This is a genomic window from Ensifer adhaerens (assembly GCF_028993555.1).
In the GTDB taxonomy this organism is placed as follows: Bacteria; Pseudomonadota; Alphaproteobacteria; order Rhizobiales; family Rhizobiaceae; genus Ensifer; species Ensifer adhaerens_I.
Genome location: NZ_CP118610.1, coordinates 760843 through 784926, shown reverse-complemented (window position 1 = coordinate 784926; position 24084 = coordinate 760843). Strand labels below are relative to the sequence as shown.

Here is a 24084-nt window from a genome sequence, read left to right as displayed (position 1 = left end):
GAACGTCCCAATAACAAAAGCCCCGGACGCTTTCCTCCGGGGCCTTTTCTTTTCTTGAGATCGCTCGCCTCAGCCGTGGATGATTTCGCGATGCTTCTGCAGGCGATGACCATAGGCCTGACTGACACGATCGAAGATGATCGCAATGCCGACGATCGCGAGACCGTTGAAGATGCCGAGCGTAAAGTACTGGTTGGCAATCGCTTTCAGCACCGGCTGGCCAAGCCCCTGCACACCGATCATCGAGGCGATGACCACCATGGCGAGCGCCATCATGATCGTCTGGTTGATACCCGCCATGATCGTCGGCAGGGCCAGTGGCATCTGCACGTTCTTGAGCTTCTGCCATCCCGACGAACCGAATGCGTCGGCTGCCTCCAGCACATCCTTGTCGACCAGGCGGATACCGAGATTGGTGAGCCGGATCATCGGCGGGATGGCATAGATGACGACGGCGATCAGTCCCGGAACCTTGCCGATGCCGAGCAGCATCACGACCGGGATCAGATAGACGAAACTCGGCATCGTCTGCATCACGTCGAGGATCGGATTGACAATATTCTGGAACCGGTCCGACCGGGACATGACGATGCCGATCGGAATGCCGATGGCGATCGACAATACGGTACAGACGAAGATCATCGAGATCGTCTTCATCGTATCGTCCCACATGTCGAAGTAGCCGATCAAAAGCAGCGTAGCGATGCAGCCGCCAACGATCTTCCAGTTGCGGCTTGCAAACCAGGCGATCAGCGCGATCAACACCAGGATGATCGGCCAGGGCGTCTTCGTCATGAAGCGCTCCGACTGGATCAGAAAGAACTGCAAGGGCTCGAAGAAGCCCTCGATTGCGTCACCATAGGCGCGCGTAAAACCGCGAAATCCCTCGTCGATCGCCTTCTTGAGCGCTCGCAGGCTTTCGTCGTCCATGTGTGGAAACTGGGTCAACCAGTCCATTCCGATTCCCCTTCACATCTCACCGGCCGCGATTGTTGTTTTGCTGTTGCCGGGCTCAAACAAAGAGGCGGCGTGGGAATCGCGCCGCCCATGGGTTCAATCGGTCGCGGTCAGAGCGCAGCCTTGACCTTATCGGCGACCTCGGGCGAGACCCACTGGGTCCAGATGTCGGGGTTTTCCTGGAGGAAGTGCTTGGCGCCCTCCTCGCCGCTTGCCTGGTTGTCGGTCATCCAGGCCATCAGTTTGTTGACCGTATCATTGGTCCAGGCGCGCTTGTTGAGATAGTCCATGGCCGAGCCGGCACGATCGGCAAAGGCTTTGGTGACCAGCGTCTGTACCTTGTCCTTCGGCCAGTCATTCTTCTTCGGGTCCGGGCAATCGGCGACCGTGTTGCAACGCTTCCATTCAGCGGCATCCGCCTCGACACCATGCCCGAGCTTGACCATCTCGTACTTGCCGAGAAGTGCTGTCGGAGCCCAGTAGTAGCCGACCCAGCCCTGCTTGCGCTCATAGGCCTTGGCGATCGAGCCATCGAGGCCGGCGGCCGAGCCGGTATCGACCAGCGTGAAGCCCGCGGCCTCACCACCATAGGCCTTGTAGAGCTGCGTCGTCACGACGGTTCCGCCCCAGCCCTGCGGGCCGTTGAAGACCGCGCCCTTGCTGGCGTCTTCCGGATCCGGGAACAGTTCCTTGTGTTTCAGGGCATCATCGATCGTCTTGATGTCGGGATTGGCATCGACGATGTACTTCGGCACCCACCAGCCCTGCACCGCACCATCGGAAAGGGCGACGGCGGCACCGACGAGCTTGCCTTCCTCGAGCCCGCGATTGACGACATCCGGAAGCAGGTCGACCCAGCCTTCCGGCGCGACATCCGGTTGTCCCTTCTCGATCATCGAGGTGATCGTCGGCACCGTGTCGCCAACGACCAGTTCGGCGTTACAGCCGTAGCCTTCCGTCAGGATGATCTTGTCGACGCTCGCCAGCACTTCGGCGCTCTGCCAGTTCATGTTGGCGATCGTCACATCGCCGCATTCGGCAGCCGAGGCGGTGCCGGCAAGGCCAAGCAGGCCGGCGGCCAGGCAGGTCGTTGCAAGAAGCTTCATCATTTCCGTTCCCTTTGTTCTGGCGGTGCATCCCATCGCACTGCCGATCTCACCGCGGGGATCGGCAGTGTCACAGGGCTCAGTCCAACTCGAAACAACAGGGACCGAAAGGCCTGCGGATTCGTCGGCTTTGAGCCGATGACACCATGAAAGCTAACGGGGTTTTCCGGCAAGGACTTTCCCATTTGCGTCAGCGGGTGCCTCTCCCAATGTTGTGATCGCTGAGGCGCGGGTCAGGACGCTTTGCTGCGCTGATAATAGCGTGACACCCGGACACGGTTTCCGCAGCGCGTCGTCGAACACCAGCGCCGCCGGGCATTGTTGCCGACGAACAGCATGACGCAGTCATCCGCCTCGCATTTGCGGATCAACTGGCGCTGCGGACCCGCCAGCATGGCGGCGGCATCCTCCGCAAGAAGCGCCGCCAGGGCTGCCGCGGCTGATCCTTCCCTACGAGTTTCGACAATGGGCGGGTCGCCCCAGTCGAGTCTATGGATGGCGGGGGCGGCTCGCATCGCTGCATTGAGCCCCTCGATCGCCCTGGCCGGCACGGCAAGCCCGCGCATCTGGTGATCGAGCGCCATCGCCAGACAGGCGCGCACGGAATGGATTTGCTCCAGCTCATCAGTGGAGATGGCTGCCAATTCATCCGAGGGCACGCCTGCAAGCCGCTCTTTTTCCAGCTCGACCCATGCCCTCAGCCCATCGCCATCGGCAATCAGGTCAATCACTTCCGCTGACACCTGGGGCCGCGTGTTCACGAGGTCCAGCGCCAGGGGCTCACCCACAAATGGCGACACATCCATTTTCAACCTCGCTCAAGCTAATGTCTATTTTAAGAATTGACACATTAGTCTTCCCGGTGCAATTCTAATGCATAAACTCACAAATCAGGAGTGTTAAATGTCGATTGCCGGCATCCCCGTCATTCGCCATCGCTTCATCGAGATCGACGGCATCCGCCTGTTTTACCGGGAGAGCGAACCGCGGAGGGCCGACGCCCCGACGCTCCTGCTTCTGCATGGTTTCCCGTCATCCTCCCACCAGTATCGCCGCCTGATGGATGCGCTTGGCGGCCACTACCGTCTGATCGCGCCCGATTACCCGGGTTTCGGCCATAGCGACGCGCCGGTCTCGGCCAGAGCCGGCGGCCAGTTCACCTACAGTTTCGACCGCCTGGCGGACCTGATCGAGGGTTTTGTCGACGCGCTGAAGCTCAGGCGATACATGCTCTACGTCTTCGACTTCGGCGCGCCGGTCGGCTTCCGACTCGCCACCCGCCGACCGGAACGGATCGCAGGCCTGATCGTGCAGAATGGCAACGCCTATCACGAAGGCCTGTCTGAGGCGGCGCGGAGCTTCATCGCGCTAACGCCTGATGACGCCGACGCCGGGGAGCGAATCGGGCAATTGCTGACGGTGGAAATGACACGCGCCCAATACGAGGGCGGCACGAGCGAACCGGATCGGGTTGCGCCGGACGGCTGGACGATGGACCAGCATTTTCTCGATCTGCCGGAGCGGCGCCAGCCGCAACACGACCTCTTCTTCGACTACAAGAGCAACCTTGCGCGCTATGCCGAATGGCAGGACTGGCTCAGGCGTGATCGCCCGCCGACACTGATTACCTGGGGCAAGAACGACCCGTTCTTCACAGAGCCCGGCGCGCGCGCCTATCTGCGCGACGTGCCCGAGGCAGCATTGCATCTCTTCGATACCGGCCACTTCGCGCTGGAAGAAAAGCTGCCCGAGATAGCGCCGCTCATCGCCGATTTCGTCGACAGGGTCTGGTAGCCTCAAGAAAAGAAACGGCGCCAGAGAAATTCTCCGACGCCGCTTCGTTGTTTGCTTGCGCTGTTGGCTTGTCCGTCGGACCAGCCGGCCCGAGCCTTACATGTTCGGATAGACCGGGCCTTCGCCGCCCTGCGGTGGCACCCAGTTGATGTTCTGGTTCGGATCCTTGATATCGCAGGTCTTGCAGTGCACGCAGTTCTGGGCGTTGATGACGAAGACGTCCTTGCCGTCCTTCTCGACCCATTCGTAGACGCCCGCCGGACAGTAGCGCGTCGACGGGCCGGCAAAGACGTCGTGCTCGGAGCGCTTCTGCAGGTCCAGATCCTTCACCTGCAGATGGACCGGCTGATCTTCCTCATGGTTGGTGTTCGACAGGAACACCGAGGACAGACGGTCGAATGTCAGCACGCCATCCGGCTTCGGATAATCGATCTTCTGGTGCTGCGCTGCGGGCTCGAGCGACTGCGCGTCGGTCTTGCCGTGTTTCAGCGTGCCGAAGAAGGAGAAGCCGAACAGCTGGTTGGTCCACATGTCGAGACCGCCGAGCGCCACGCCCACCGCCGTGCCGAACTTCGACCACAGCGGCTTGACGTTCCTCACCCGCTTCAGGTCCTGGCCGATGGCGCTGTCGCGCCAGCCGCGCTCGATCTCGATCGGCTCGTCATTGGCACGGCCGGCCGCGATCGCCGCCGCCAGCTTCTCGGCCGCAAGAATGCCCGACAGCACCGCATTGTGGCTGCCCTTGATGCGCGGCACGTTGACGAGACCGGCCGAACAGCCGATCAGCGCGCCGCCGGGGAACGACAGCTTCGGCACCGACTGGTAGCCGCCCTCGGTGATCGCACGGGCACCATAAGAGAGCCGCTTGCCGCCCTCAAAAGTGCCGCGAATCGCCGGGTGCGTCTTGAAGCGCTGGAACTCCTCGAACGGGAAGAGATACGGGTTCTTGTAGTTGAGGTGCACGACGAAGCCGACGGCGACCATGTTGTCTTCGAGATGGTAGAGGAACGAGCCGCCGCCGGTCTTCATGCCGAGCGGCCAGCCGAAGGAATGCTGCACCAGGCCTGGACGATGGTGCTCGGGCTTGACCTGCCAGAGTTCCTTGAGCCCGATGCCGAACTTCTGGACGTCGCGGTCTTTCGACAGATCGAACTTGGCGATCAGCTGCTTGGCGAGCGAACCGCGCACGCCCTCGCCGATCAGCGTGTATTTGCCCAACAGCGCCATGCCGCGGGCGAAGTTCGGTCCCGGCTCGCCATTCCGCTCGATGCCCATGTCGCCGGTGGCGACACCGATGACGGCGCCCTCGTCGTTGTAGAGCACTTCGGTTGCGGCAAAGCCCGGATAAATCTCGACGCCGAGCGCTTCGGCATGGCCTGCCAGCCACCGACAGACGTTGCCGAGCGAGACGATGTAGTTGCCGTGATTGTTCATCAGCGGCGGCATCAGGAAATTCGGCAGGCGGATCGAGCCGGCGGGGCCCAGGAACAGGAAGTGGTCGTCCGTGACCTCGGTCTTGAACGGATGGTCGGCTTCCTCGCGCCAACCCGGCAGCAGACGGTCGATACCGATGGGATCGACGACCGCGCCCGAGAGAATATGCGCGCCGACTTCGGCGCCCTTTTCGAGCACGACGACAGACAGATCCGGATTGACCTGCTTCAGCCGGATCGCGGCCGCAAGACCGGCCGGCCCCGCGCCGACGATCACAACGTCGAACTCCATGCTCTCGCGTTCGGGCAGTTCTTGCTCGGTCATTCCGCCTCTCCAGTCTCACCGGTCTTCTGCCGGCTCAGTTCCCAGGACATATCATCCCGTCATGGCAAATGCAGTTTGGCTTGTCGAGCCGGGATGCGACAGACGATGCCCGCTTTTGCGCATGAGGTCATGAGTTTAGGGCAATTATTTATATGACGTGTACGTAAACGTAAATACATCATTTTGTCGCGTACGGACGCTATTGACCAACTGGCCTTGCTTTTGCCGAAGAGCCGTGCGACGAGGCCGCCGCCCTTCCGGTGGTAGGCGCTGGCACATCCCATTCGCAATCGGCACTCGACAAGGCGCCCTCAGGCGCCGGAGCAGCGTGTCTTTTGTCGGTCGTGGACTCGGCTGCCTGCACACGCGGAGGCGGCCCTACAGAATTCAAGTTGCGTTGCGCGCCACCGGCCTCACACCGGTCGGCGAAGCGACGCCAGACGCAAGGAGAGACACCCCATGGCCAAGGCACTGGGCTTTGATTTCGGTACGACCAACTCGGTTCTGGCGGTCGCGGCCGGCGACACCACCCATTCGATGCGGTTCGACAGCCTCGCCGGCTCGACCGATGCCATGCGGACGGCCCTCTCCTTCATGAAGGACGCCCATCTCGGCGCCCAGGCGCTGAAGGTCGAGGCGGGCCAGGCCGCGATCCGCGCCTTCATCGACAATCCGGGCGACTGTCGTTTCCTGCAGTCGATCAAGACCTTTGCCGCAAGCCCCCTCTTCCAGGGCACGCAGGTCTTCGCCAAACGCCACAGCTTCGAGGATCTGATGCGGGTGTTCCTGACGAAGCTGCGCGATTATGCCGGCGACGGCTGGACAGACCAGTACAGCCGCATCGTCGTCGGCCGGCCGGTTCACTTCGCCGGCTCCAGCCCCGATCCGGCGCTGGCGCTTGAGCGCTACGGCGCCGCACTCTCCGAATTCGGCTTTCCGGAAGTGCACTATGTCTACGAGCCCGTGGCAGCCGCCTTCTACTTCGCGCAAAACCTGAAGCAGGATGCCACCGTGCTCGTCGCCGACTTCGGCGGCGGCACCACCGACTATTCGCTGATCCGCTTCGAGACCAAGGCAGGGCGGTTGACCGCAACCCCGATCGGCCACTCGGGCGTCGGCATTGCCGGCGACCATTTCGACTTCCGCATCATCGACAACGTCGTCTCGCCGCTGATTGGAAAGGGGAGTCTGTTCAAGAGCTTCGACAAGCTGCTTGAAGTACCATCGAATTACTATGCGAATTTTGGCCGCTGGAATCAGCTTTCCATCTTCAAGACGTTGAAAGATTTCACCGATCTGAAAAAGCTCGTGCGCCAGAGCCTGGAGCCGGAAAAGCTCGAGGCGTTCGTTGACCTGATCGAGCATGATGAGGGCTATCCGCTCTATAACGCGATCTCGGCAACGAAGATGCAACTGTCGAAGGAAGACGAGACCGAATTCTACTTCGCCCCACTCGGCGAAATGTCGCGCCGCACCGTTCGCCGCAGTGACTTCGAAGGCTGGATTGCACCAGAGATCGCGCGCATCGAAGGCGCACTCGACGATGTACTGCAGTCGACCGCGACGCGGCCAGAGACGATCGACAAGGTCTTCCTCACTGGCGGCACGTCCTTCGTCCCGGCGGTGCGCTCGATCTTCGAACGCCGTTTCGATTCAAGCCGCATCGAGAGCGGCGGCGAGCTGTTGTCGATCGCCCATGGCCTGGCGCTGATCGGCGAGCACGACGACATCGCCCACTGGACGGCGAACGCAGCCTGATCTGACGGCACCCCAAGGGCAGGAAAGACAGGCGATGACCTTGGATAGGGAAGCGGCAGGCCGGAAAACGTGTTCCGGTTCGGCGGCTTATGGGTTAGGTTGGCGGCCATGATTTCCGCCCACGACCTCTCTCCGGCGCAGCTTGCCGCCCTCCTCGCCTTCCATGCTGATGCGGGCGTCGAATGGCTGCTGGAAGAGGAGCCGGTCGACCGCTTCGCCGAGTTCGAGGCAATGAAGGCGGCGCGCGGTAATGCACGCGCGCAGACGGCCAACAACCGTGCAGAGGCGCCGGCTTCGCAAGCGCCGGCGCGCCAGGCAGCAGCAACAGCCCCGGCCTCTGCCCCCTCCCGCGCAACCGCTCCGGCTGCGAGCGCCCCTGCCGTCGCCATTCCCGACGCGCAGGCCATCGAAGAGGCGCGCTTTGCCGCCGAATCAGCCCGATCGCTCGCCGAGCTCAGGGTTGCGATGGAAGGCTTTGCCGGCTGCAATCTGAGGAACAGCGCCCGCAACCTCGTTTTTGCCGAGGGCGACCCGGCAAGTGGCATCATGATCGTGGGCCCGATGCCCTATGCCGACGACGATCGCGACGGCCAGCCATTCGCAGGCCGGCTTGGCGAGATGCTGACCCGCATGATCGCCGGCATCGGCCTGACGCGGGAAAGCGTACTGCTGAGCAACGTCGTACCCTGGCGCCCGCCGGGCAACCGCGTGCCGACGGCGCGCGAAGCCGACATCTGCCGTCCCTTCATCGAACGACAAATCGCCCTTGCCGAGCCCAAGCATCTGCTCCTGCTCGGCAATTTCACCGCCCGGTTCTTTTTCGGCGGCAGCGACACGATCCATCAGCTTCGCGGCGAATGGCGCGAGCTTGCGATCGGCGGCATCACGGTGCCGACTCTTGCGACGCTACATCCGCAGGACCTGGTGACGGCACCGGTCAACAAGCGCTTCGCCTGGCAGGACCTGCTTGCCTTCAAGGCCCGGATCCAAGGCTGATTCTCGCCGAAGAGCGGTGCGCCCATGCGGCGCCAACCTCGCCTGCCCGCTTTATGAACAAAGAATGAAGAAAGCCATGCGGTTTGCGCATATCAGCGGCGCATTATGACGCATTGCAAAATGAAATGTTGCAGCGCAATATGCTGACACGGGAGGAATGGAATAAGGAATTGAACCATGACTGCCCGCTTTCGTCCGATCCACAGCAGCTTTGAGACGCTCCGTCACACCGGCGCTGCTCAACGGACGCCGTTCAACCGTTTCGGCACGGCAGCCAACGAGCAGATGACCGCGATCGGCCTTGCCCGGACCACCCGTCCGGCGCAGATTTTTGCCGATTTCATTCAGCGCTGATCCCCACGCGATACGCGACGCCAGCGTATCGCGTGCCGCATCGTTTTTACGACCCGACGACGAGACAAGGAACGAAACCATGACCAAGCCCATCGTAAGCCTCAAGGTCCTGTTCGATTCGATCTCCGACATCGGCACGGCGGTGCGCGCCTCGCGCGAATACACTGCCCTTAGCACCAAGAAGGACGCACGCCGCGCCCACCGCGTGGCCGTGAGCCCGCTGCTGCCGAACTGATCACTGCCGGCAAAGAAGCTCACCGCCTTTTTGCCATCGCCTGTCGCAATCGACAGCGCCTGAAAAACTGGATAGAGCCACACTCGTCCCGACCCAGGAGTGTCAGGCTCATCCGGCCCCTGCCAGACCGTCCTCGCTCCCCATACCCTGCCTCTCATCAGGCTTGATGAGAGCGTGTTGCGTTTTTCAGGAGCGCCGATGCTGGCCAGCCTCGCTTCCGTCTTCAGCCTGATGGTATCGACCCTGCTCATGATGGTCGCCTTCGGCCTTCAGAGCTATGTCATCCCGGTGCGCTCCGTCGCCGAAAACTGGTCGACGCTGACGGTCTCGGTCATCGCCACCGGTTACACGGTCGGCTTTACGCTTTCCTGTGTCGTCACGCCCAAGTTCGTATTGCGCGTCGGCCATGTGCGCGTCTTCACGGCGCTGATCACGCTTCTATCGATCGCGATCCTGCTCTGCGGCCTCATCGTCGACTGGCGCGCCTGGATCGCCTTTCGCGCCATCGCCGGCTTCGCCATCTCCGGCAGCTATCTCGTCATCGAGAGCTGGCTGAACGAGCGCGTCACCAACGAAAACCGCGGCCTCCTGTTTTCGCTCTATCTGATAACGACGATGGTCGGCACTATCGGCGGGCAGTACATGGTGCCGCTCGGCGACCCAACCAATACGTCGCTTTTCATGCTCTGCAGCGTGCTGTTCTCGCTGGCGCTGCTGCCGACGGCACTTTCGTCCTCACCCATGCCGGCCCCGCCGGCACAGGCGAAATTCGACATCCCCGCCCTTTTCCGCCGCTCGCCGGTCGCCGTCGTCGGTGGCTTTCTCGCAGGCGCGCTCTCCGGCGCATGGCTCAATCTCGGTGGCGTCTTCACCCAGAAGATCGGTCTTTCCACTGCCGAAGGCGCGACCCTGCTCGCCTCGCTCCTGACCGGTAGCGCTATCTCGCAGATCCCGATCGGCCGCCTCTCCGACAAGATCGACCGGCGCATCGTCATGGTCGGTTGCGGCATTGTCGGCGTCGCCTCCTGCCTGGTGATGTCGGCCGCAATCGGCAGTTCACCGGCGGTGCTCTACGTGATCGCCGCCTTCATCGGCTCGGTGCTGTTTCCGATCTATGCGCTCAATGTCGCGCATGCAAACGATCTCGCCAAACCCAACGAGTATGTCGAGACGTCTTCCGGCCTGATGATCACCTACGGGCTCGGCACGATCTCCGGCCCGCTGATGGTCGGCCCGGTCATGGATCGCTTCGGCCCGTCGGCACTATTCCTCGTTCTTGCCGTCTATTTCGCCCTTTATGGCGGCTATGCCGCCTGGCGCATCCTGCAGCGCGAGCAGCACAAGGGCCTGGTTGCCAAGACCGACTTCCAGGCGACGAGCGTCATGCCGACACCCGGCCCCGACGTGACGAGCCCCGTCGCCCAGCATTTGGCGCACGAACCGCTGATCGACGACGACACGGTTCCGGCCTGGGAAAAGCGCTCATAGAGCCACCGATGGAAGAAGGGGACGAACGCGCGCCTCGTGCTCAGCCCTGCGGCGTCACGTGCTTGCGGGCGCCCCGGCGCTCGAGGCCGAGACGGTGTTCGCGGAAGATGATGAAGATGCCGGCCCCGACGACGATTGCGGTGCCGGCCAGCATGGTCGCCGTCGGGATGTCGTCGAACAGGAAGTAGCCGATGATCAGGCCGAGCACGATCGACGTATATTCGAACGGTGCGATCGTCGACATGTCGGCATGGCGATAGCTTTCGGTCAAAAGGATCTGTGCAACACCGCCGCAGAAGCCGGCGACCATCAGAAGCAAAAAGGATTCGCGTGAGATTGACGGCCAGCCGAAGGGCAGCGTCGCCAGCGAGAAGACCGAGGCCGACAGCGAGAAATAGAGCACGATCGTATGGGTGCGTTCATTCTTGACGAGTTTTCGCACCAAGACCATGGCCACCGCGCCAAGCGCCGCCGAAACCAGCACCGCCGCGGCGCCCAAGGCCTCCAGTGAACCGAACCCGCCCTCACGGAAAAGGGTCAGCCGCGGCCAGGTGATGATCATCACGCCGACCAGGCCGATGACTACCGCCGACCAGCGATAAAGCCGCACCGTCTCCCCGAGGAAAAGTGCCGCGAAGGCGACGGCGATCAGCGGCATGGCGTAGCCGATGGCGATGGCTTCGGGCAGCGGCAGGTGCACGAGACCATAGAAGCCGAAGCTCATCGCGAGAATCCCGACGAAGCCGCGCGCGATGTGGCCGGTGAAATCTTCGGTCTTGAAGGCATCGCGCAACTGTCCGCGAAAGGCGAGATAGGCAAGGATCGGCACCATGGCGAAGGCCGAGCGGTAGAAGGTGATCTGGCCAGTGGCGATCCCGTTTCCGGCCGCCTTGATCAGCGTCGACATGCAAACGAAAATGACGACGGAAAGGACCTTGAGCAGGATCCCCTTCATCGGGCTTTCGACTTCCGCATCCATTGAGGGCACTTTTCGAACAGCCTCCGCCGGCGATCAGCAGACACGAGGGCTGGTTTGGAGATTTTCAGGCGGAGAAACCGCCAAAGGATTTCGTCACCTTAACGACGCTCGGCAAGAAAGTCGGATCAAACTTCGTGATGATTGAAGTTTTTTCTTGATCGATTGCCGTTCGACAAAACGGCGTCAGGCTTTTGTTTAGCTTGCTCGAAAAAAACCTTTCCAATTCATGTCTTGTTAGTCCCACTTCGATACACGTCAATCCGATAAGGGAGCGGGAAGACCTTCGGAAGCCATGCCTTTTCTGTCGAAAGTGCGGTCGCCGGCATCACAATCGTGTGGCATTATCCGACTTTTCGCCCCTTGGCCTTTTCACCATCACAGGCGCCCACTACAAATTCTCCAGTAGAACGGCGCAAGCGGGACTGACCATGCGGACAAATACTGGCCAGATCATTCATCTGGAAGACTATCGGCCGACCGACTTCGTTCTGGAGAGAGTGGATCTGACCTTCGAGCTCGACCCGAAGGAAACCAAGGTCGAAGCCCGATTGATCTTCCATCGCCGCGAAGGCGTCGACGCATCAGCGCCTCTGCTGCTTGACGGCGACGAGCTGAAGATGACCGGCCTGCTCTTGGACCAGGAAGAGCTCGCGACCTCCCTCTACGACGTTGCCGACGATACGCTGACGATCCGCGGCCTGCCGGAAACCGTCCCTTTCGAAATCACCATCACCACGCTGCTTTCACCGGATACGAACACGCAGCTGATGGGGCTTTACCGCACCAACGGCATCTACAGCACCCAGTGCGAGGCCGAAGGTTTCCGCCGCATCACCTATTTCCCCGATCGCCCTGACGTTCTTGCCGTCTACACGGTCAACATCATCGCCGACAAGGCATCGGCCCCGCTGCTTCTGTCCAACGGCAACTATCTCGGCGGCGCCGACATGGGCGACGGCCGTCACTTCGCCGCCTGGTTCGACCCGCATCCGAAACCGAGCTACCTCTTCGCCCTCGTCGCCGGCGATCTCGGCGTCGTCGAGGACACCTTCACGACGATGTCCGGTCGCGAGGTCGCGCTGAAAATCTATGTCGAACACGGCAAGGAAGCCCGCGCCTCCTACGCCATGGATGCGCTCAAGCGCTCGATGAAGTGGGACGAAGACGCCTTTGGCCGCGAATACGACCTCGACATCTTCATGATCGTTGCCGTCTCCGACTTCAACATGGGAGCGATGGAGAACAAGGGTCTCAACATCTTCAACGACAAATACGTGCTTGCCGATCCGGAAACGGCGACCGATGCCGACTACGCCAATATCGAGGCGATCATCGCGCACGAATACTTCCACAACTGGACCGGCAACCGCATCACCTGCCGCGACTGGTTCCAGCTCTGCCTCAAGGAAGGCCTGACGGTTTACCGCGACCACGAGTTCTCCGCCGACATGCGCTCGCGCGCGGTCAAGCGCATTGCCGAGGTGCGGCACCTGAAGTCGGAGCAGTTCCCAGAGGATGCCGGCCCCCTCGCCCATCCGGTACGCCCGACGAAGTATCGCGAAATCAACAACTTCTACACGACGACCGTCTACGAAAAGGGGTCGGAAGTCACCCGCATGATCGCGACGATCCTCGGCCGCGATCTGTTCAAGAAGGGCATGGATCTCTATTTCGATCGGCATGACGGCCAGGCCGTGACGATCGAGGATTTCGTTACCTGCTTCGAAGAGGCAAGCGGGCGCGACCTTCGCCAGTTCGCGCTCTGGTACCATCAGGCGGGTACGCCGCTCGTGACAGCTTCGGGCACCTATGATGCCGCCAAGCAGACCTTCACCCTGTCGCTCGAGCAGACCGTACCGGCCACGCCCGGACAGGGCGCGAAGGAGGCGATGCACATTCCGCTGAAGATGGGTCTGCTGCTCGAAGGCGGCGGCGAAGCCGATCTTTCTGCGGTCTCCGGCGCCGACATGACCGGCGACGTCCTGCACCTCACGGAGCGCAAGCAGACGGTCGTTTTCTCCGGGATTCCGTCACGCCCGGTGCCATCGTTCAACCGAGGGTTCTCCGCGCCGATCAATCTGCATATCGAGCAGAGCGCCGAGGACCTCGCGCTGATCGCGCATCATGAGAGCGACCTCTTTGCCCGCTGGCAGGCGCTCAATGCCATCGCGCTCACCAATCTGGTCGAGGCCACGGCGAATGTCCGAGCCGGAAAGCCGGTCGTCTGCAACGAGGCGCTCATCGACGGCCTGGTCCGCGCTGCCGCGGATGAAACGCTGGAGCCCGCCTTCCGTTCGCAGGCGCTGGCGCTGCCGAGCGAATCCGACATCGCCCGCGAGATCGGCACGAACAACGATCCGGACGCGATCCACGCTGCCCGTCAGCAGATCCTGACCGCCGTTGCCACCGCCGGACGTGACACCTTCCTCAAGCTCGCTGACGACCTCGTTTCGTCTGGCACGTTCAGCCCGGATGCTGCGAGCGCAGGCCGGCGGGCGCTGCGCAACAGCGCCCTCACCTACCTCGTCCAGGGCGATGAAGGGCCTGAGCGCGCCGCCAGGGCCTTTGCCGCCGCCAACAACATGACCGACCTTAGCCATGCGCTGGCGTTGCTCGCTCACCGTTTCCCGGATGCCGCAGAGACCGCGGAAGCGCTCGCGGCCTTCCGCAAGCGCTTTGCCGACAACGCGCTCGTCATCGACAAGTGGTTCGCCGTCCAGGCGACGATCCCCGGCGCTGCGACGCTCGACCGCGTCAAGGCGCTAATGGCCGAGCCGCTGTTCAATGGCAACAATCCGAACCGCGTGCGCTCGCTGGTGGGCACCTACGCCTTCGCCAACCCGACCGGTTTCAACCGCGCCGATGGCGAGGGCTACCGCTTCCTGGCGCGCCAGATCCTCGATATCGACCCGCGCAACCCGCAGCTTGCTGCCCGAATCCTCACCTCGATGCGCTCCTGGCGCTCGCTCGAGGACAAGCGCGCCGGTCATGCCCGCAAGGCCCTGAAGGAGATTGCCGGAGCGTCGAAGCTTTCGGCCGATGTCGGCGACATCGTTGAGCGGATGCTCAAGGCCTGAGCCCTGGAAGCCATTGATTTTGCTAAAGGCCGGGTCGCTCACGCGACCCGGCCTATTATTTCCCAACGATAAGAAATGGTTAATAATTCTTTACTAACGCCTCTGGACAAGGCGAATCGCCCTGTGATTCATTGAGTCAGATTCGGGCGAGCGGCGCGCCGAATCATCAGAGGGTTTTGAGAATTGGGAAAGATGGCGGACGCGCGACAAGCGAGCGCAGCCGACGGGCGGCTGCGACTCAAGTTTCCGGGGCTTGCCGGCCGCCTGGAGCAGGAGTTTATCTCGCAGGCGAAGATCTTTGCCGGACCGACCTCTCGGCGTCTGGCGAGTGCTGAGCCTATTCTCAAGCGTTCCATTCCGATCCTCATCATCGCATTCCTGATCATCGTAGCGGTCTCGCGCATGTCCAGCATCATGGACGAGCACGCGCGCATGGAAGAGAGTTCGCGCCAGACGGTCGGGCTCGCGGCGGCCATAGCGGTTGCGGCATTCCAGACGGACGGGGCAGCTCTTTTTGACGAGGGCCGCCGTGCAGACGCGGAGCAACGTTTCAGCCAGTATCTGCCGACCGGTATGCTCGATCCCGGCACATTTATCCTGGCGGTCCGCAAGGACGGCCGGATCTTCGCCAGCACCCAGGAGGGCGGGCCGCTCATCGGCCGCACGCTCGCGGCGGTCGCGCCTGACATCGCGACGCTTCAGTATTTCGGCGAACATTCCAGCGTCATGAAAACGTCGATCGTCGGTGTCGACCATATCGTGGCACTGGCGCAACTGCCCGATGCGGCCGGCGTCGTGCTGGCCGCGACTCCGATCACCCAGCTCGAAACGACCTGGCGCGACGAGGTGTCGCTCAACGTGACACTCTTTGCCGGCATTTCGGCCATCCTGCTGATGGTGCTCTATGCCTATTACATCCAGGCGAAACGGGCCCGCGACGCGGATTCGGTCTTTGTCGAATCCAACCTGCGCGTCGAAACGGCGCTGTCACGCGGCCGCTGCGGTCTCTGGGATTTCGACCTCGCCAACCGTCGGCTGTTTTGGTCGCGCTCGATGTACGAGATGCTCGGCATGCCCGGAGAGAGCAGCGTGCTCTCCTTCGGCGACGCCGCCCGGCTGATGCATCCCGATGATCGCGGCATCTACAGTGTGGCGCGCACCATTGCGCGCGGCGACGCGCGCCAGATCGATCAGGTTTTCCGCATGCGACATGCGGATGGCCACTATGTGTGGCTACGCGCCCGCGCGGAAATCATCCGTACCGTTTCCGGGCGGGCGCATCTGATCGGCATCGCCATGGACGTGACCGAGCAGCACCGCCTTGCCCAGCGCTATGCCGAAGCCGACCAACGGCTCGCCGACGCGATCGAATGTACGTCGGAGGCCTTCGTCCTTTGGGACAAACATGACCGCCTGGTCATGTGCAACACGCACTTCCAGGAAGCCTACAAGCTGCCGGATCACGTGCTCGTTCCGGGCACCGAACGCATTGCCGTGCAAACCGCGGCAGCACGTCCCGTAGTCGAACGGCGCATCGCCGATCCCGATCGCAGCAATCAGTCGCAGACGAGCGAGGTTCAGCTTGCCGACGAACGCTGGCTGCAGATCAACGAGCGACGCACGCGCGACGGCGGCCTCGTCTCCGTCGGCACCGACATCACGCTCCTGAAGCGTCACCAGGTGCGCCTGCGCGAATCCGAGCGGCGGCTGATGGCGACGATCGGCGATCTCTCGGCCTCGCGCATGACACTGGAGCGCCAGAAGACCGAGCTTTCGGTCGCAAACTCCAATTACCAGGCGGAAAAGGATCGCGCCGAAGCGGCCAACCGCGCCAAGTCGGAATTCCTGGCGAACATGTCGCATGAACTGCGCACGCCGCTGAACGCCATCCTCGGCTTCTCGGAAATCCTGCAGAACCAGATGTTCGGGCCACTCGGCTCGGAAAAATACAACGAATACTCGCGCGACATCCACGAGAGCGGCAAGCATCTGCTCAACGTCATCAACGACATCCTGGACATGTCGAAGATCGAGGCCGGGCATATGCGCATCAGCCGCGAGAGGATCGATCTGGCGCCGTTGATCGAAGAGACGTTGCGCTTCACCACCATACCGGCGGAGCAGAAGAGCATCCATGTGGTGCAGCAGATCTCGTCGGGCCTCACCATGGTCGCCGATCGCCGCGCCATGAAACAGGTGCTGCTCAACCTGCTTTCGAACGCAGTCAAGTTCACCAATGAAGGCGGGCGCATTTCGCTCCGAGCCCGCAAGGTGACCGGGGCCGTGACGCTGACGATCGCCGATTCCGGCATCGGCATTCCGCGCGACGCACTTCAGAAGATCGGCCAGCCCTTCGAGCAGGTGCAGAGCCAATATGCCAAGAGCAAGGGCGGATCGGGCCTTGGGCTCGCGATCTCGCGCTCGCTCACCCGCCTGCACGGCGGCAGCATGAAGATACACTCGACCGAAAACGTCGGCACCATCATCTCGGTTCGCATACCCGACCGCGCCTGACGCATCGGCAAACGACGCTTTATCCCGAAACCACCGATTGGAAGACACGCCGCACGGCCTTCGAGAGCCGACGGATGTCTCCCTCCAGTGTCTTCAGGTCCGGATAGTCCCCTGCCCGGCAGACGAGGTCGATCAGCCCGGCCGGTGCCTCCTTCGGCTCGAACTCGCCCTCGATGCACAGCCGCACGATCTGCGACAACTCGGTAAAGAGGTGCAGCGCCTCCAGGGCGACATCGACATCGTTGGGGTTCATCAACGCGGCGCCGAGAAGCTTCAACGCATCGCCGGTGTTGGTGCCGGCAGGCAGTGGCTGAACGCCCTTGGCGGGCGCGACGAGCGCCAGGTATTGCGTGATGAACTCGATATCGACGAGACCGCCGGGGATCAGCTTGAAGTCCCAGATGTCGCTCGGCGGCTTCTCGCTGTCGATCATCTCGCGCATCGAGATCACGTCGGCGCTCACCTTGGCAACGTCTCGCTTGCGGTCGAGGATTTCGGCAAAGATCGCGTTGGCCTCGCCAGTCAGCTTGTCGTCGCCACAAATGCAGCGCGCCCTGGTCAGAGCCAGATGCTCCCAGGTCCAGGCCTCTTCGCGTTGGTACTTGGCGAAGGCGTTGATCCTGGTCGCGACCGGCCCCTTGTTGCCGGACGGACGAAGCCGCATGTCGACCTCGTAGAGAATGCCTTCGGCGGTCGGCGCGGAAAGTGCCGCGATCAGGCGTTGCGTGACCCTCGTGAAATAGCGCGTCGGGTCAAGCGGTTTGGCGCCATCGGACTCGGTTGCCGCCTCATCGTAGTCGTAGAGCAGGATCAGATCGACATCCGAGCCCGCAGTCAGCTCGTGGCTGCCGAGCTTTCCCATGCCGACGACGGCGATACGGCCTCCGGGGAAATCGCCATGGGCCGAGCGAACTTCGTCCTGTACCGCCTTCACCGCGGCGGCGATGATCAGGTCGGCGAGATCGGTAAAGGCGCGGCCCGCCTGGGCGCCCGAAATGGCGCCAGTCAAAAGCCGGATGCCGATCAGGAAGCGCTGTTCGGCGGCGATGATGCGCAGGCGGTCGAGCACTTCCTCATAGTGCCGTGCGCCACCGACGAAGTTGGCGATGCGCGGCGCAAGGTAGTCCCTGGTCGGAAGTTCAGCGAGCAGGCCGGGATCGAGCATACCGTCGAAAACATGCGGGCGCGCGGCAATGATTTCGGCAAGCCGCGGCGCCGACGACATGACATTGACGATCAGCGACAGCAGCCCCGGATTGTTGCCGAGCAGCGAAAAGAGCTGAATGCCCGCAGGCAGGCCGGAAATGAAATTGTCGAACCGCAGCAGCGCGTCGTCGGCCCGGCGGCTTTCGCCGAAAACGCGCAGGAGCTCCGGCGTCAGTTCGGTCAGCCGCTCGCGCGCTTCGACCGATTGCGTCGCACGGTAGCGGCCGTAATGCCAGGTGCGGATCGTGTGGGAGATGTCCGACGGCCGCTGGAAGCCGAGTTTCTTGAGTGTCTCCAGCGTATCGGGGTCGTCGCGCTGGCCGGTGAAGACGAGGTTGCCGGTCTCGGTCGAGAGTTTTGCTTCCTGTTCGAAAAGCTGGGCATAGCGACGCTCCACCGTTTTCAGCACCCGCGAAAGGGCCTTGGAGAAGGCGGCGGTATCCTCGAAGCCGAGCATGTAGGCGATGCGCTTCAACTCCGCCTCGGTCTCGGGCAGCACATGGGTCTGCTCGTCGCGCACCATCTGGATCCGGTGCTCGACATCGCGCAGGAACCAATAGGCCTCGACAAGTTCATCGGCCGTCTCCTCGTCGATCCAGCCGGCCTTGACGAGCGCACGCAGCATCGGCTCGGTTGCCCGCTGGCGCAGTTCCGGCATGCGGCCGCCGGCAATCAGCTGCTGCGTCTGCACGAAGAATTCGATCTCGCGGATACCGCCGCGGCCAAGCTTGATGTTGTGTCCCTTGACAGCGATCTCACCATGCCCCTTGTGAGCGTGGATCTGGCGCTTGATCGAATGAATGTCGGCGATTGCCGCATAGTCGAGATATTTGCGGAAGACGAAGGGAACCAACTCGCGCAGGAAGCCCTCGCCGGCCTCGATGTCACCGGCCACCGGCCGCGCCTTGATGAAAGCGGCCCGCTCCCAATTCTGCCCCCTGCCTTCGTAATAGAGCATCGCCGCTTCTACCGGGATCGCGAGCGGCGTCGAACCCGGGTCCGGCCGCAGGCGCAGGTCAGTGCGGAAGACATAGCCGTCACCGCTGCGCTCCTGCAGGATGCGGATCAGGCGACGCAGCAACCGGCCGAAGGTTTCCGAGGCATCGTCGCGGTCGACGATGATGCCGGACTGCGGATCGTAGAAAACGACGAGGTCGATATCGGAGGAGTAGTTGAGCTCGAAGGCGCCGAGCTTGCCCATGCCGAGCACGACGACGCCGGAATCTACGCTTGGGCAAGCAACATCCTTGACGATCAGCTTGCCGCTCTCGTGCGCGCTCAACAGCAGGTGATCGATCGTTGCCGACACGGCAGCGCCAGCAAATTCGCTGAGCCAGCGCGTGGTTTCGCGACCATCGAAATGCCTTGAGAGATCGGCGAGCGCCACAGCGAAGGCAAGCTCGCGTTTGGCCCTTCGCAGCCGCGCCATGATCTCCGTGTCCGGCAAGGCCGCGCCGCCCTCGTTCGGTTTCCAGGCATCCCGGGCCCGACGCACCCGCTCGGTCAGAAAGGTCGAGAGATCAGTGGACAGGAGTTCTTCGAGAATGGCCGGCCGGCTGTCGCCGGTGTCGCGCAGGAAGGGCGACAGTGCAAAGGCCGAGACGACGAACGTCTTGAACGGGCTCTCGGTGGCAAGCAGACTTGCAATCCTCTCGTGACCCTTGGCCATGTCTTTCAGCACGGAGAGCGCCGCCTTGGCGTCGGCCTGCGTCGCCGGACGGATTGGCACCGTCTCGATCTCCCAGCACTGCTGCACCTGTTCCTGCATGCCGTCTCCCCTTGCCTGGAACGGGACGCGGCCAGCAAGCCGCACTTCCCCATTCCACTCTCACTCTCCGGGAACCGGTCTATCAGGTTGCAGCCACGGGGAAAACCATCCGTACTGTCAGACCCTTGCCGCCGTCGCCGGCCGCGGGCTCGGTATCGGCAAGACGCAGCGAGCCGTGATGCATCTCCATGACCGCCTCGACCAGCGACAGGCCGAGGCCCGTGCCCGGCTTCGACCGGCTCTCGTCCAGGCGGACAAAGCGCTTCACCACCTCGTCATGCATCGAGGTGGGGATGCCGGGGCCGTGATCTGCCACGGACAAGAGCACATGGCCATCGCGGTTTTCCAGCGAGACCTTGATCAGCGGATTGTCCGCACCGTCGGCATACTTGATCGCGTTGTCGATGAGGTTGCCGAGGGCTTGGCCGACCAGTTCCCGGTTGCCTGAAATCACGAGATTCTGGGCGACGTCGGCTTCGAGTTTCAAACCGACATCTTCGGCCACGGGCTCATAGAGTTCGACGCTATCGGAAACGATCTGCGAGAGATCGATCTCGCTCATCTCGGCGGCGGACGAACCGGCCTCGACGCGCGAAATCATCAGCAGCGCATTGAAGGTCCGGATCAGCTGGTCGGACTCGCCGATGATCTCCTCCAACGCGCCGCGCTGGCTGGTGCCTTTGCGGGAGAGTGCCGCTTCCGCTTTGTTGCGCAGCCGAGTCAGCGGGGTTTTGAGGTCGTGCGCGATGTTATCGGAGACCTGGCGCAAGCCTTCGTTCAGCTTCTCGATACGGCCGAGCATCGCGTTCAGCGATTCCGACAACCGGTCGAACTCGTCGCCGGAGCCGCTCATCGGCAGGCGCTGCGAGAGGTCACCCGCCATGATTTTTGTGCTCGCCTCCGACATGCGGTCGATGCGCTTCAGGGCGTTGCGACCGATGCCAAACCAGATGACGAGCGCGCCAAGTCCCATGATGCCGAGCGCGACCATCAGCGCCTGGCGCACAAGAGCGCGAAACTTCTGCGGCTCCTGAAGGTCTCGGCCGACGAGAATGCGCAATCCATTGTCGAGCACCAGCACATGGGCGAGCGCCACATGGCTGTCCGTCTTCGTCTCGTCCGTGTAGCGCTGATAGGCAAAGGGACGCTCGGTCCAGCCTTCGCTGTCGAGCAGTCCCGGCTCGAGGCTCGCGACGTTGCCCGCGAGGATCTCGCCACTCGGTCCGGCGATCACGTAAAGATTGGCCCCAGGCTGGCGTGCGCGGCGCTCGAGCGAGCGCAACAGACCGTTCATGCCGGCTCGGTTGTAGACCTGCTCGATCTGCGACACTTCCGCGGTCACGGCATCGCGAGTCTGCTGCTGCAGCAACCGCTCCGACATGCCCGTGACATAAATGACCAGAAAGGCGGCACAGAGCGAAAAGAGGACGAGGTAGAGGGCGGAAAGCCGAACTGCGGTCGTTCTGAAGAGAACGCGAAGCTTGCTCATGCGGGGGCCCGGTCATCCTTGATCATGTAGCCGGCGCCGCGCACGGTGCGCAGCAGCGGCACATCGAAGTCCTTCTCGATCTTCGAGCGCAGCCGCGAGACATGCACGTCGATGACGTTGGTTTGCGGGTCGAAGTGATAGTCCCAGACGTTTTCCAGCAGCATGGTGCGGGTGACGACCTGGCCGGCGTTCTTCATGAGATATTCGAGCAAGCGAAACTCACGTGGCTGCAGCAGGATCTCCTTGCCCTGCCGGCGGACCGAATGCGACAGGCGGTCGAGTTCGAGATCGCCGACGCGGTACACCATGTCTTGCTCGGGGGTGCCCTTGCGGCGGCCGAGTACCTCGACACGCGCCAGCAACTCGTTGAAGGCATAGGGCTTTGGAAGATAATCGTCACCGCCGGCGCGCAAGCCCGTAACACGGTCGTCGACCTGCCCGAGCGCGGAAAGGATCAGCACCGGCGTGTGGATATCCTTGCGCCTGAGTTCGGTGATCACAGACAGGCCGTCACGGCGCGGCAGCATGCGATCGACCACCAGAACGTCGTAGCTGTTCTCGCTGGCCATGAAGAGGCCACTCTCGCCGTCGCTGGCGTGATCGGAAACGATACCTGCCTCACGGAAGGCTTTCGCCAGATAGGCTGCCGCCTCGAGATCGTCTTCAATGATGAGAATCTTCATACGCGCGACCATAGTCCCGGATCCCTATCTGTCTCAACCGGTTTCGGCTTTCCCGACAACCGGATTGGCGAGTGCTTCTCGTAGCCAAGAGCCGGATTCTGGCGGACCACACACTTGCCTTTCCTCCTCCCGCTCCAAAACGGCGAGCGCCGCGAAATCACTTGGAAATCGCGGCGCTCCGGTCAATCATTTGACTGCCGCGATCAGCCCTGATCGATCGGGAGGGCCACGAAGCGGCTACCGTTCTCGGCCTCTATCTGGAAGAGCGCCTTGCTACGGCCGTCCTTCTTGGCAGCGTTGATGACCTTGAGGATATCGTCGGCAGACTTCACCTCCTGATTGTTGACGGAGACGATCTTCTCGCCCGTCTTCAGGCCACGGTCACTGGCGTCCGAGTCCTCGTCGACAGAGGCGATGGTGACGCCCTTGCCGTCGTCGGACGGCACGACGGTGACACCGAGGTCAGCCAATGCCTGTTCGCTCGAAGGCTGTGCTTCTTCGGACTGGTTGTCCTGGCTCTTGGCTGCTTCCTTGTCATCCTTCGGCAGCGTGCCGATTTCGAGCTTCACGCTTTCGGACTTGCCGTTGCGCCACAGGCTCAGATCCACGGTCGTGCCGGGGCGCATCGCAGCAACCTTGCGAGCAAGGTCACGCGGATCCTTGACGGTGTCGCCGTTGAGCGCTGTCACGACGTCGCCCTTCTTGATACCGGCCTTCTCACCCGGTGAACCCGTCTGCGGCTCGACGACCAACGCGCCGCTTGCTTCCGCAAGGCCGAGCGATTCAGCGATGTCCTTGGTGACGGGCTGGATCTGTACGCCCAGCCAGCCGCGAGAAACCGAACCGTCCTTGATCAGGTCGGCGACCACATCCTTGGCGACCGCCGCGGGGATCGCAAAGGCGATGCCGACGTTGCCGCCCGACGGCGAGAAGATCGCGGTGTTGATGCCGACCACTTCGCCGGAGAGGTTGAAGGTCGGACCACCCGAGTTGCCGCGGTTCACGGCAGCATCGACCTGCAGGTAGTCGTCATAGGGGCCGGAGCCGATGTCACGGCCACGGGCCGAGATGATGCCCGAGGTCACGGTGCCGCCGAGGCCGAACGGGTTGCCGACGGCAACCACCCAGTCACCGACACGGACCTTGCTGTCATCCGCCCAGCCGACATAGGTGAACTTGCGCTTGTCATCGACCTTGAGCACGGCGAGGTCGGTGCGGCTGTCCTTGCCGATCAGCTTGGCATCGAGTTCGGTTCCGTCGTTGAGGATGACGGTGAAGGCCGAGCCGTCGGAAACGACGTGGTTGTTGGTGACGAGGTAGCCGTCTTCCGAGATGAAGAAGCCCGAACCCTGGGACGTCGGACGCAGGCGGCCCTCGCCATGCGGGCCACGGTGACCCGGGCCACCGCGCTCGGCGCGATCATCACCGCGCGGGCCGAATTCCTTGAAGAAGCGCTTCAGCGGGTGATCGTCCGGCAGTTCATCGAAACCGCGGCCGCCGAAGCCGAAGCTGAAATCGCTACCATCTTCGGAAACCGGATTGACGCGCGACTGGACGCGGACCGAAACGACGGCCGGCGAAACCGCGTCGACGACATTGGCAAAGCTCGGCACCGACGGTGCTTCCACCTTCACCGCTTCCGCAAAGGACTGGGAGATGCTGGCCGGCAGGCCGGAGGTCAGCATGACGGCGGCAAGGCCGGCAACCGTCGAGGTCTTCAGGACGGTCTTGAGGGAGGGACGCAGGGATTTGGTCGTAAACATCCGTTTTGCCTTTTCTCTTCCTTGATGCAGCCAGAAAGCCGCACCGAAACCTGGTTGCGATGCCCGCCTTCAGGAAGAGGCGGGCTCGTTTGGCTGACTGGAGGAACAGCCGATGACGAAAGATGTAACGGATGGGACCTTACTGAGTTCTGTCCGGAG

At 62.5% G+C, this 24084-nt stretch carries 17 protein-coding genes; 7 read left to right on the top strand and 10 right to left on the bottom strand.

All coding sequences use genetic code 11. The features are described from left to right. Positions 1–69 precede the first annotated feature (69 nt). The 3 genes from PWG15_RS03725 to PWG15_RS03715 form a co-directional block, all read right to left on the bottom strand. The gene (locus tag PWG15_RS03725) at positions 70–957 is read right to left on the bottom strand and encodes an ABC transporter permease (protein ID WP_275023165.1); all 888 of its coding nucleotides are present in this window, start codon (positions 955–957) and stop codon (positions 70–72) included. A gap of 110 nt (positions 958–1067) precedes the next feature. After that, a complete protein-coding gene (locus tag PWG15_RS03720; protein ID WP_275023163.1) occupies positions 1068–2066 on the bottom strand; it encodes an ABC transporter substrate-binding protein in 999 nt (332 codons plus the stop codon). Positions 2067–2296: 230 nt separating this feature from the next. Then, a complete protein-coding gene (locus PWG15_RS03715) occupies positions 2297–2869 on the bottom strand; it encodes a CGNR zinc finger domain-containing protein (protein ID WP_275023162.1) in 573 nt (190 codons plus the stop codon). Positions 2870–2966: 97 nt separating this feature from the next. Between PWG15_RS03715 and PWG15_RS03710 the strand changes: the two genes are divergently transcribed. Further along, positions 2967–3857 carry an alpha/beta fold hydrolase gene (locus PWG15_RS03710; protein ID WP_275023161.1) on the top strand — a complete coding sequence of 297 codons (891 nt, stop codon included), beginning with the start codon at positions 2967–2969 and terminating at the stop codon, positions 3855–3857. A gap of 96 nt (positions 3858–3953) precedes the next feature. Here the strand turns inward: PWG15_RS03710 and PWG15_RS03705 are convergent, their stop codons facing one another. Beyond that, positions 3954–5615, bottom strand: a complete 1662-nt coding sequence (locus PWG15_RS03705; protein ID WP_275023159.1) for an electron transfer flavoprotein-ubiquinone oxidoreductase — start codon at positions 5613–5615, stop codon at positions 3954–3956. A 459-nt stretch (positions 5616–6074) separates the two neighbouring features. On the opposite strand from PWG15_RS03705, the gene PWG15_RS03700 reads away from it, so the two are divergent. Both PWG15_RS03700 and PWG15_RS03695 read left to right on the top strand, forming a co-directional pair. Then, entirely contained in the window at positions 6075–7373 is a 1299-nt protein-coding gene (locus PWG15_RS03700) for an Hsp70 family protein (RefSeq protein ID WP_275023158.1), read from the top strand. A 108-nt stretch (positions 7374–7481) separates the two neighbouring features. Beyond that, positions 7482–8369, top strand: a complete 888-nt coding sequence (locus PWG15_RS03695; protein WP_275023157.1) for a uracil-DNA glycosylase — start codon at positions 7482–7484, stop codon at positions 8367–8369. 51 nt (positions 8370–8420) lie between these two features. On the opposite strand, the gene PWG15_RS03690 is transcribed toward PWG15_RS03695, so the two are convergent. Continuing rightward, positions 8421–8804 carry a hypothetical protein gene (locus PWG15_RS03690; protein ID WP_275024490.1) on the bottom strand — a complete coding sequence of 128 codons (384 nt, stop codon included), beginning with the start codon at positions 8802–8804 and terminating at the stop codon, positions 8421–8423. On the opposite strand from PWG15_RS03690, the gene PWG15_RS03685 reads away from it, so the two are divergent. Continuing rightward, a complete protein-coding gene (locus PWG15_RS03685; RefSeq protein WP_275023155.1) occupies positions 8803–8958 on the top strand; it encodes a hypothetical protein in 156 nt (51 codons plus the stop codon). The two genes, PWG15_RS03690 and PWG15_RS03685, sit on opposite strands and share 2 nt — an antisense overlap. 198 nt (positions 8959–9156) lie before the next feature. Continuing rightward, the gene (locus PWG15_RS03680; RefSeq protein WP_275023153.1) at positions 9157–10446 is read left to right on the top strand and encodes an MFS transporter; all 1290 of its coding nucleotides are present in this window, start codon (positions 9157–9159) and stop codon (positions 10444–10446) included. A 40-nt stretch (positions 10447–10486) separates the two neighbouring features. Here the strand turns inward: PWG15_RS03680 and PWG15_RS03675 are convergent, their stop codons facing one another. Next, entirely contained in the window at positions 10487–11425 is a 939-nt protein-coding gene (locus PWG15_RS03675; RefSeq protein ID WP_275023152.1) for a DMT family transporter, read from the bottom strand. Between the two features lie 428 nt (positions 11426–11853). Here PWG15_RS03675 and pepN point away from each other — a divergent pair, with 428 nt between their 5' ends. Both pepN and PWG15_RS03665 read left to right on the top strand, forming a co-directional pair. After that, complete coding sequence (pepN, locus tag PWG15_RS03670) at positions 11854–14502, top strand: aminopeptidase N (RefSeq protein WP_275023151.1); 2649 nt, start codon at positions 11854–11856, stop codon at positions 14500–14502. A 183-nt stretch (positions 14503–14685) separates the two neighbouring features. Further along, positions 14686–17016 carry a PAS domain-containing sensor histidine kinase gene (locus PWG15_RS03665; RefSeq protein WP_275023150.1) on the top strand — a complete coding sequence of 777 codons (2331 nt, stop codon included), beginning with the start codon at positions 14686–14688 and terminating at the stop codon, positions 17014–17016. Positions 17017–17035: 19 nt separating this feature from the next. Here PWG15_RS03665 and PWG15_RS03660 read toward each other — a convergent pair whose 3' ends face one another. The 4 genes from PWG15_RS03660 to PWG15_RS03645 form a co-directional block, all read right to left on the bottom strand. Then, complete coding sequence (locus PWG15_RS03660; protein WP_275023149.1) at positions 17036–19990, bottom strand: bifunctional [glutamine synthetase] adenylyltransferase/[glutamine synthetase]-adenylyl-L-tyrosine phosphorylase; 2955 nt, start codon at positions 19988–19990, stop codon at positions 17036–17038. Positions 19991–20072: 82 nt separating this feature from the next. Continuing rightward, positions 20073–21479 (bottom strand): sensor histidine kinase, encoded by a 1407-nt coding sequence (locus tag PWG15_RS03655; protein ID WP_275023148.1) that lies wholly within the window; start codon positions 21477–21479, stop codon positions 20073–20075. Then, a complete protein-coding gene (locus PWG15_RS03650; RefSeq protein ID WP_275023147.1) occupies positions 21476–22174 on the bottom strand; it encodes a response regulator transcription factor in 699 nt (232 codons plus the stop codon). Before PWG15_RS03650 ends, PWG15_RS03655 begins: the two co-directional genes overlap by 4 nt. A 191-nt stretch (positions 22175–22365) precedes the next feature. Further along, complete coding sequence (locus PWG15_RS03645) at positions 22366–23925, bottom strand: Do family serine endopeptidase (RefSeq protein ID WP_275023145.1); 1560 nt, start codon at positions 23923–23925, stop codon at positions 22366–22368. Positions 23926–24084 lie beyond the last annotated feature (159 nt).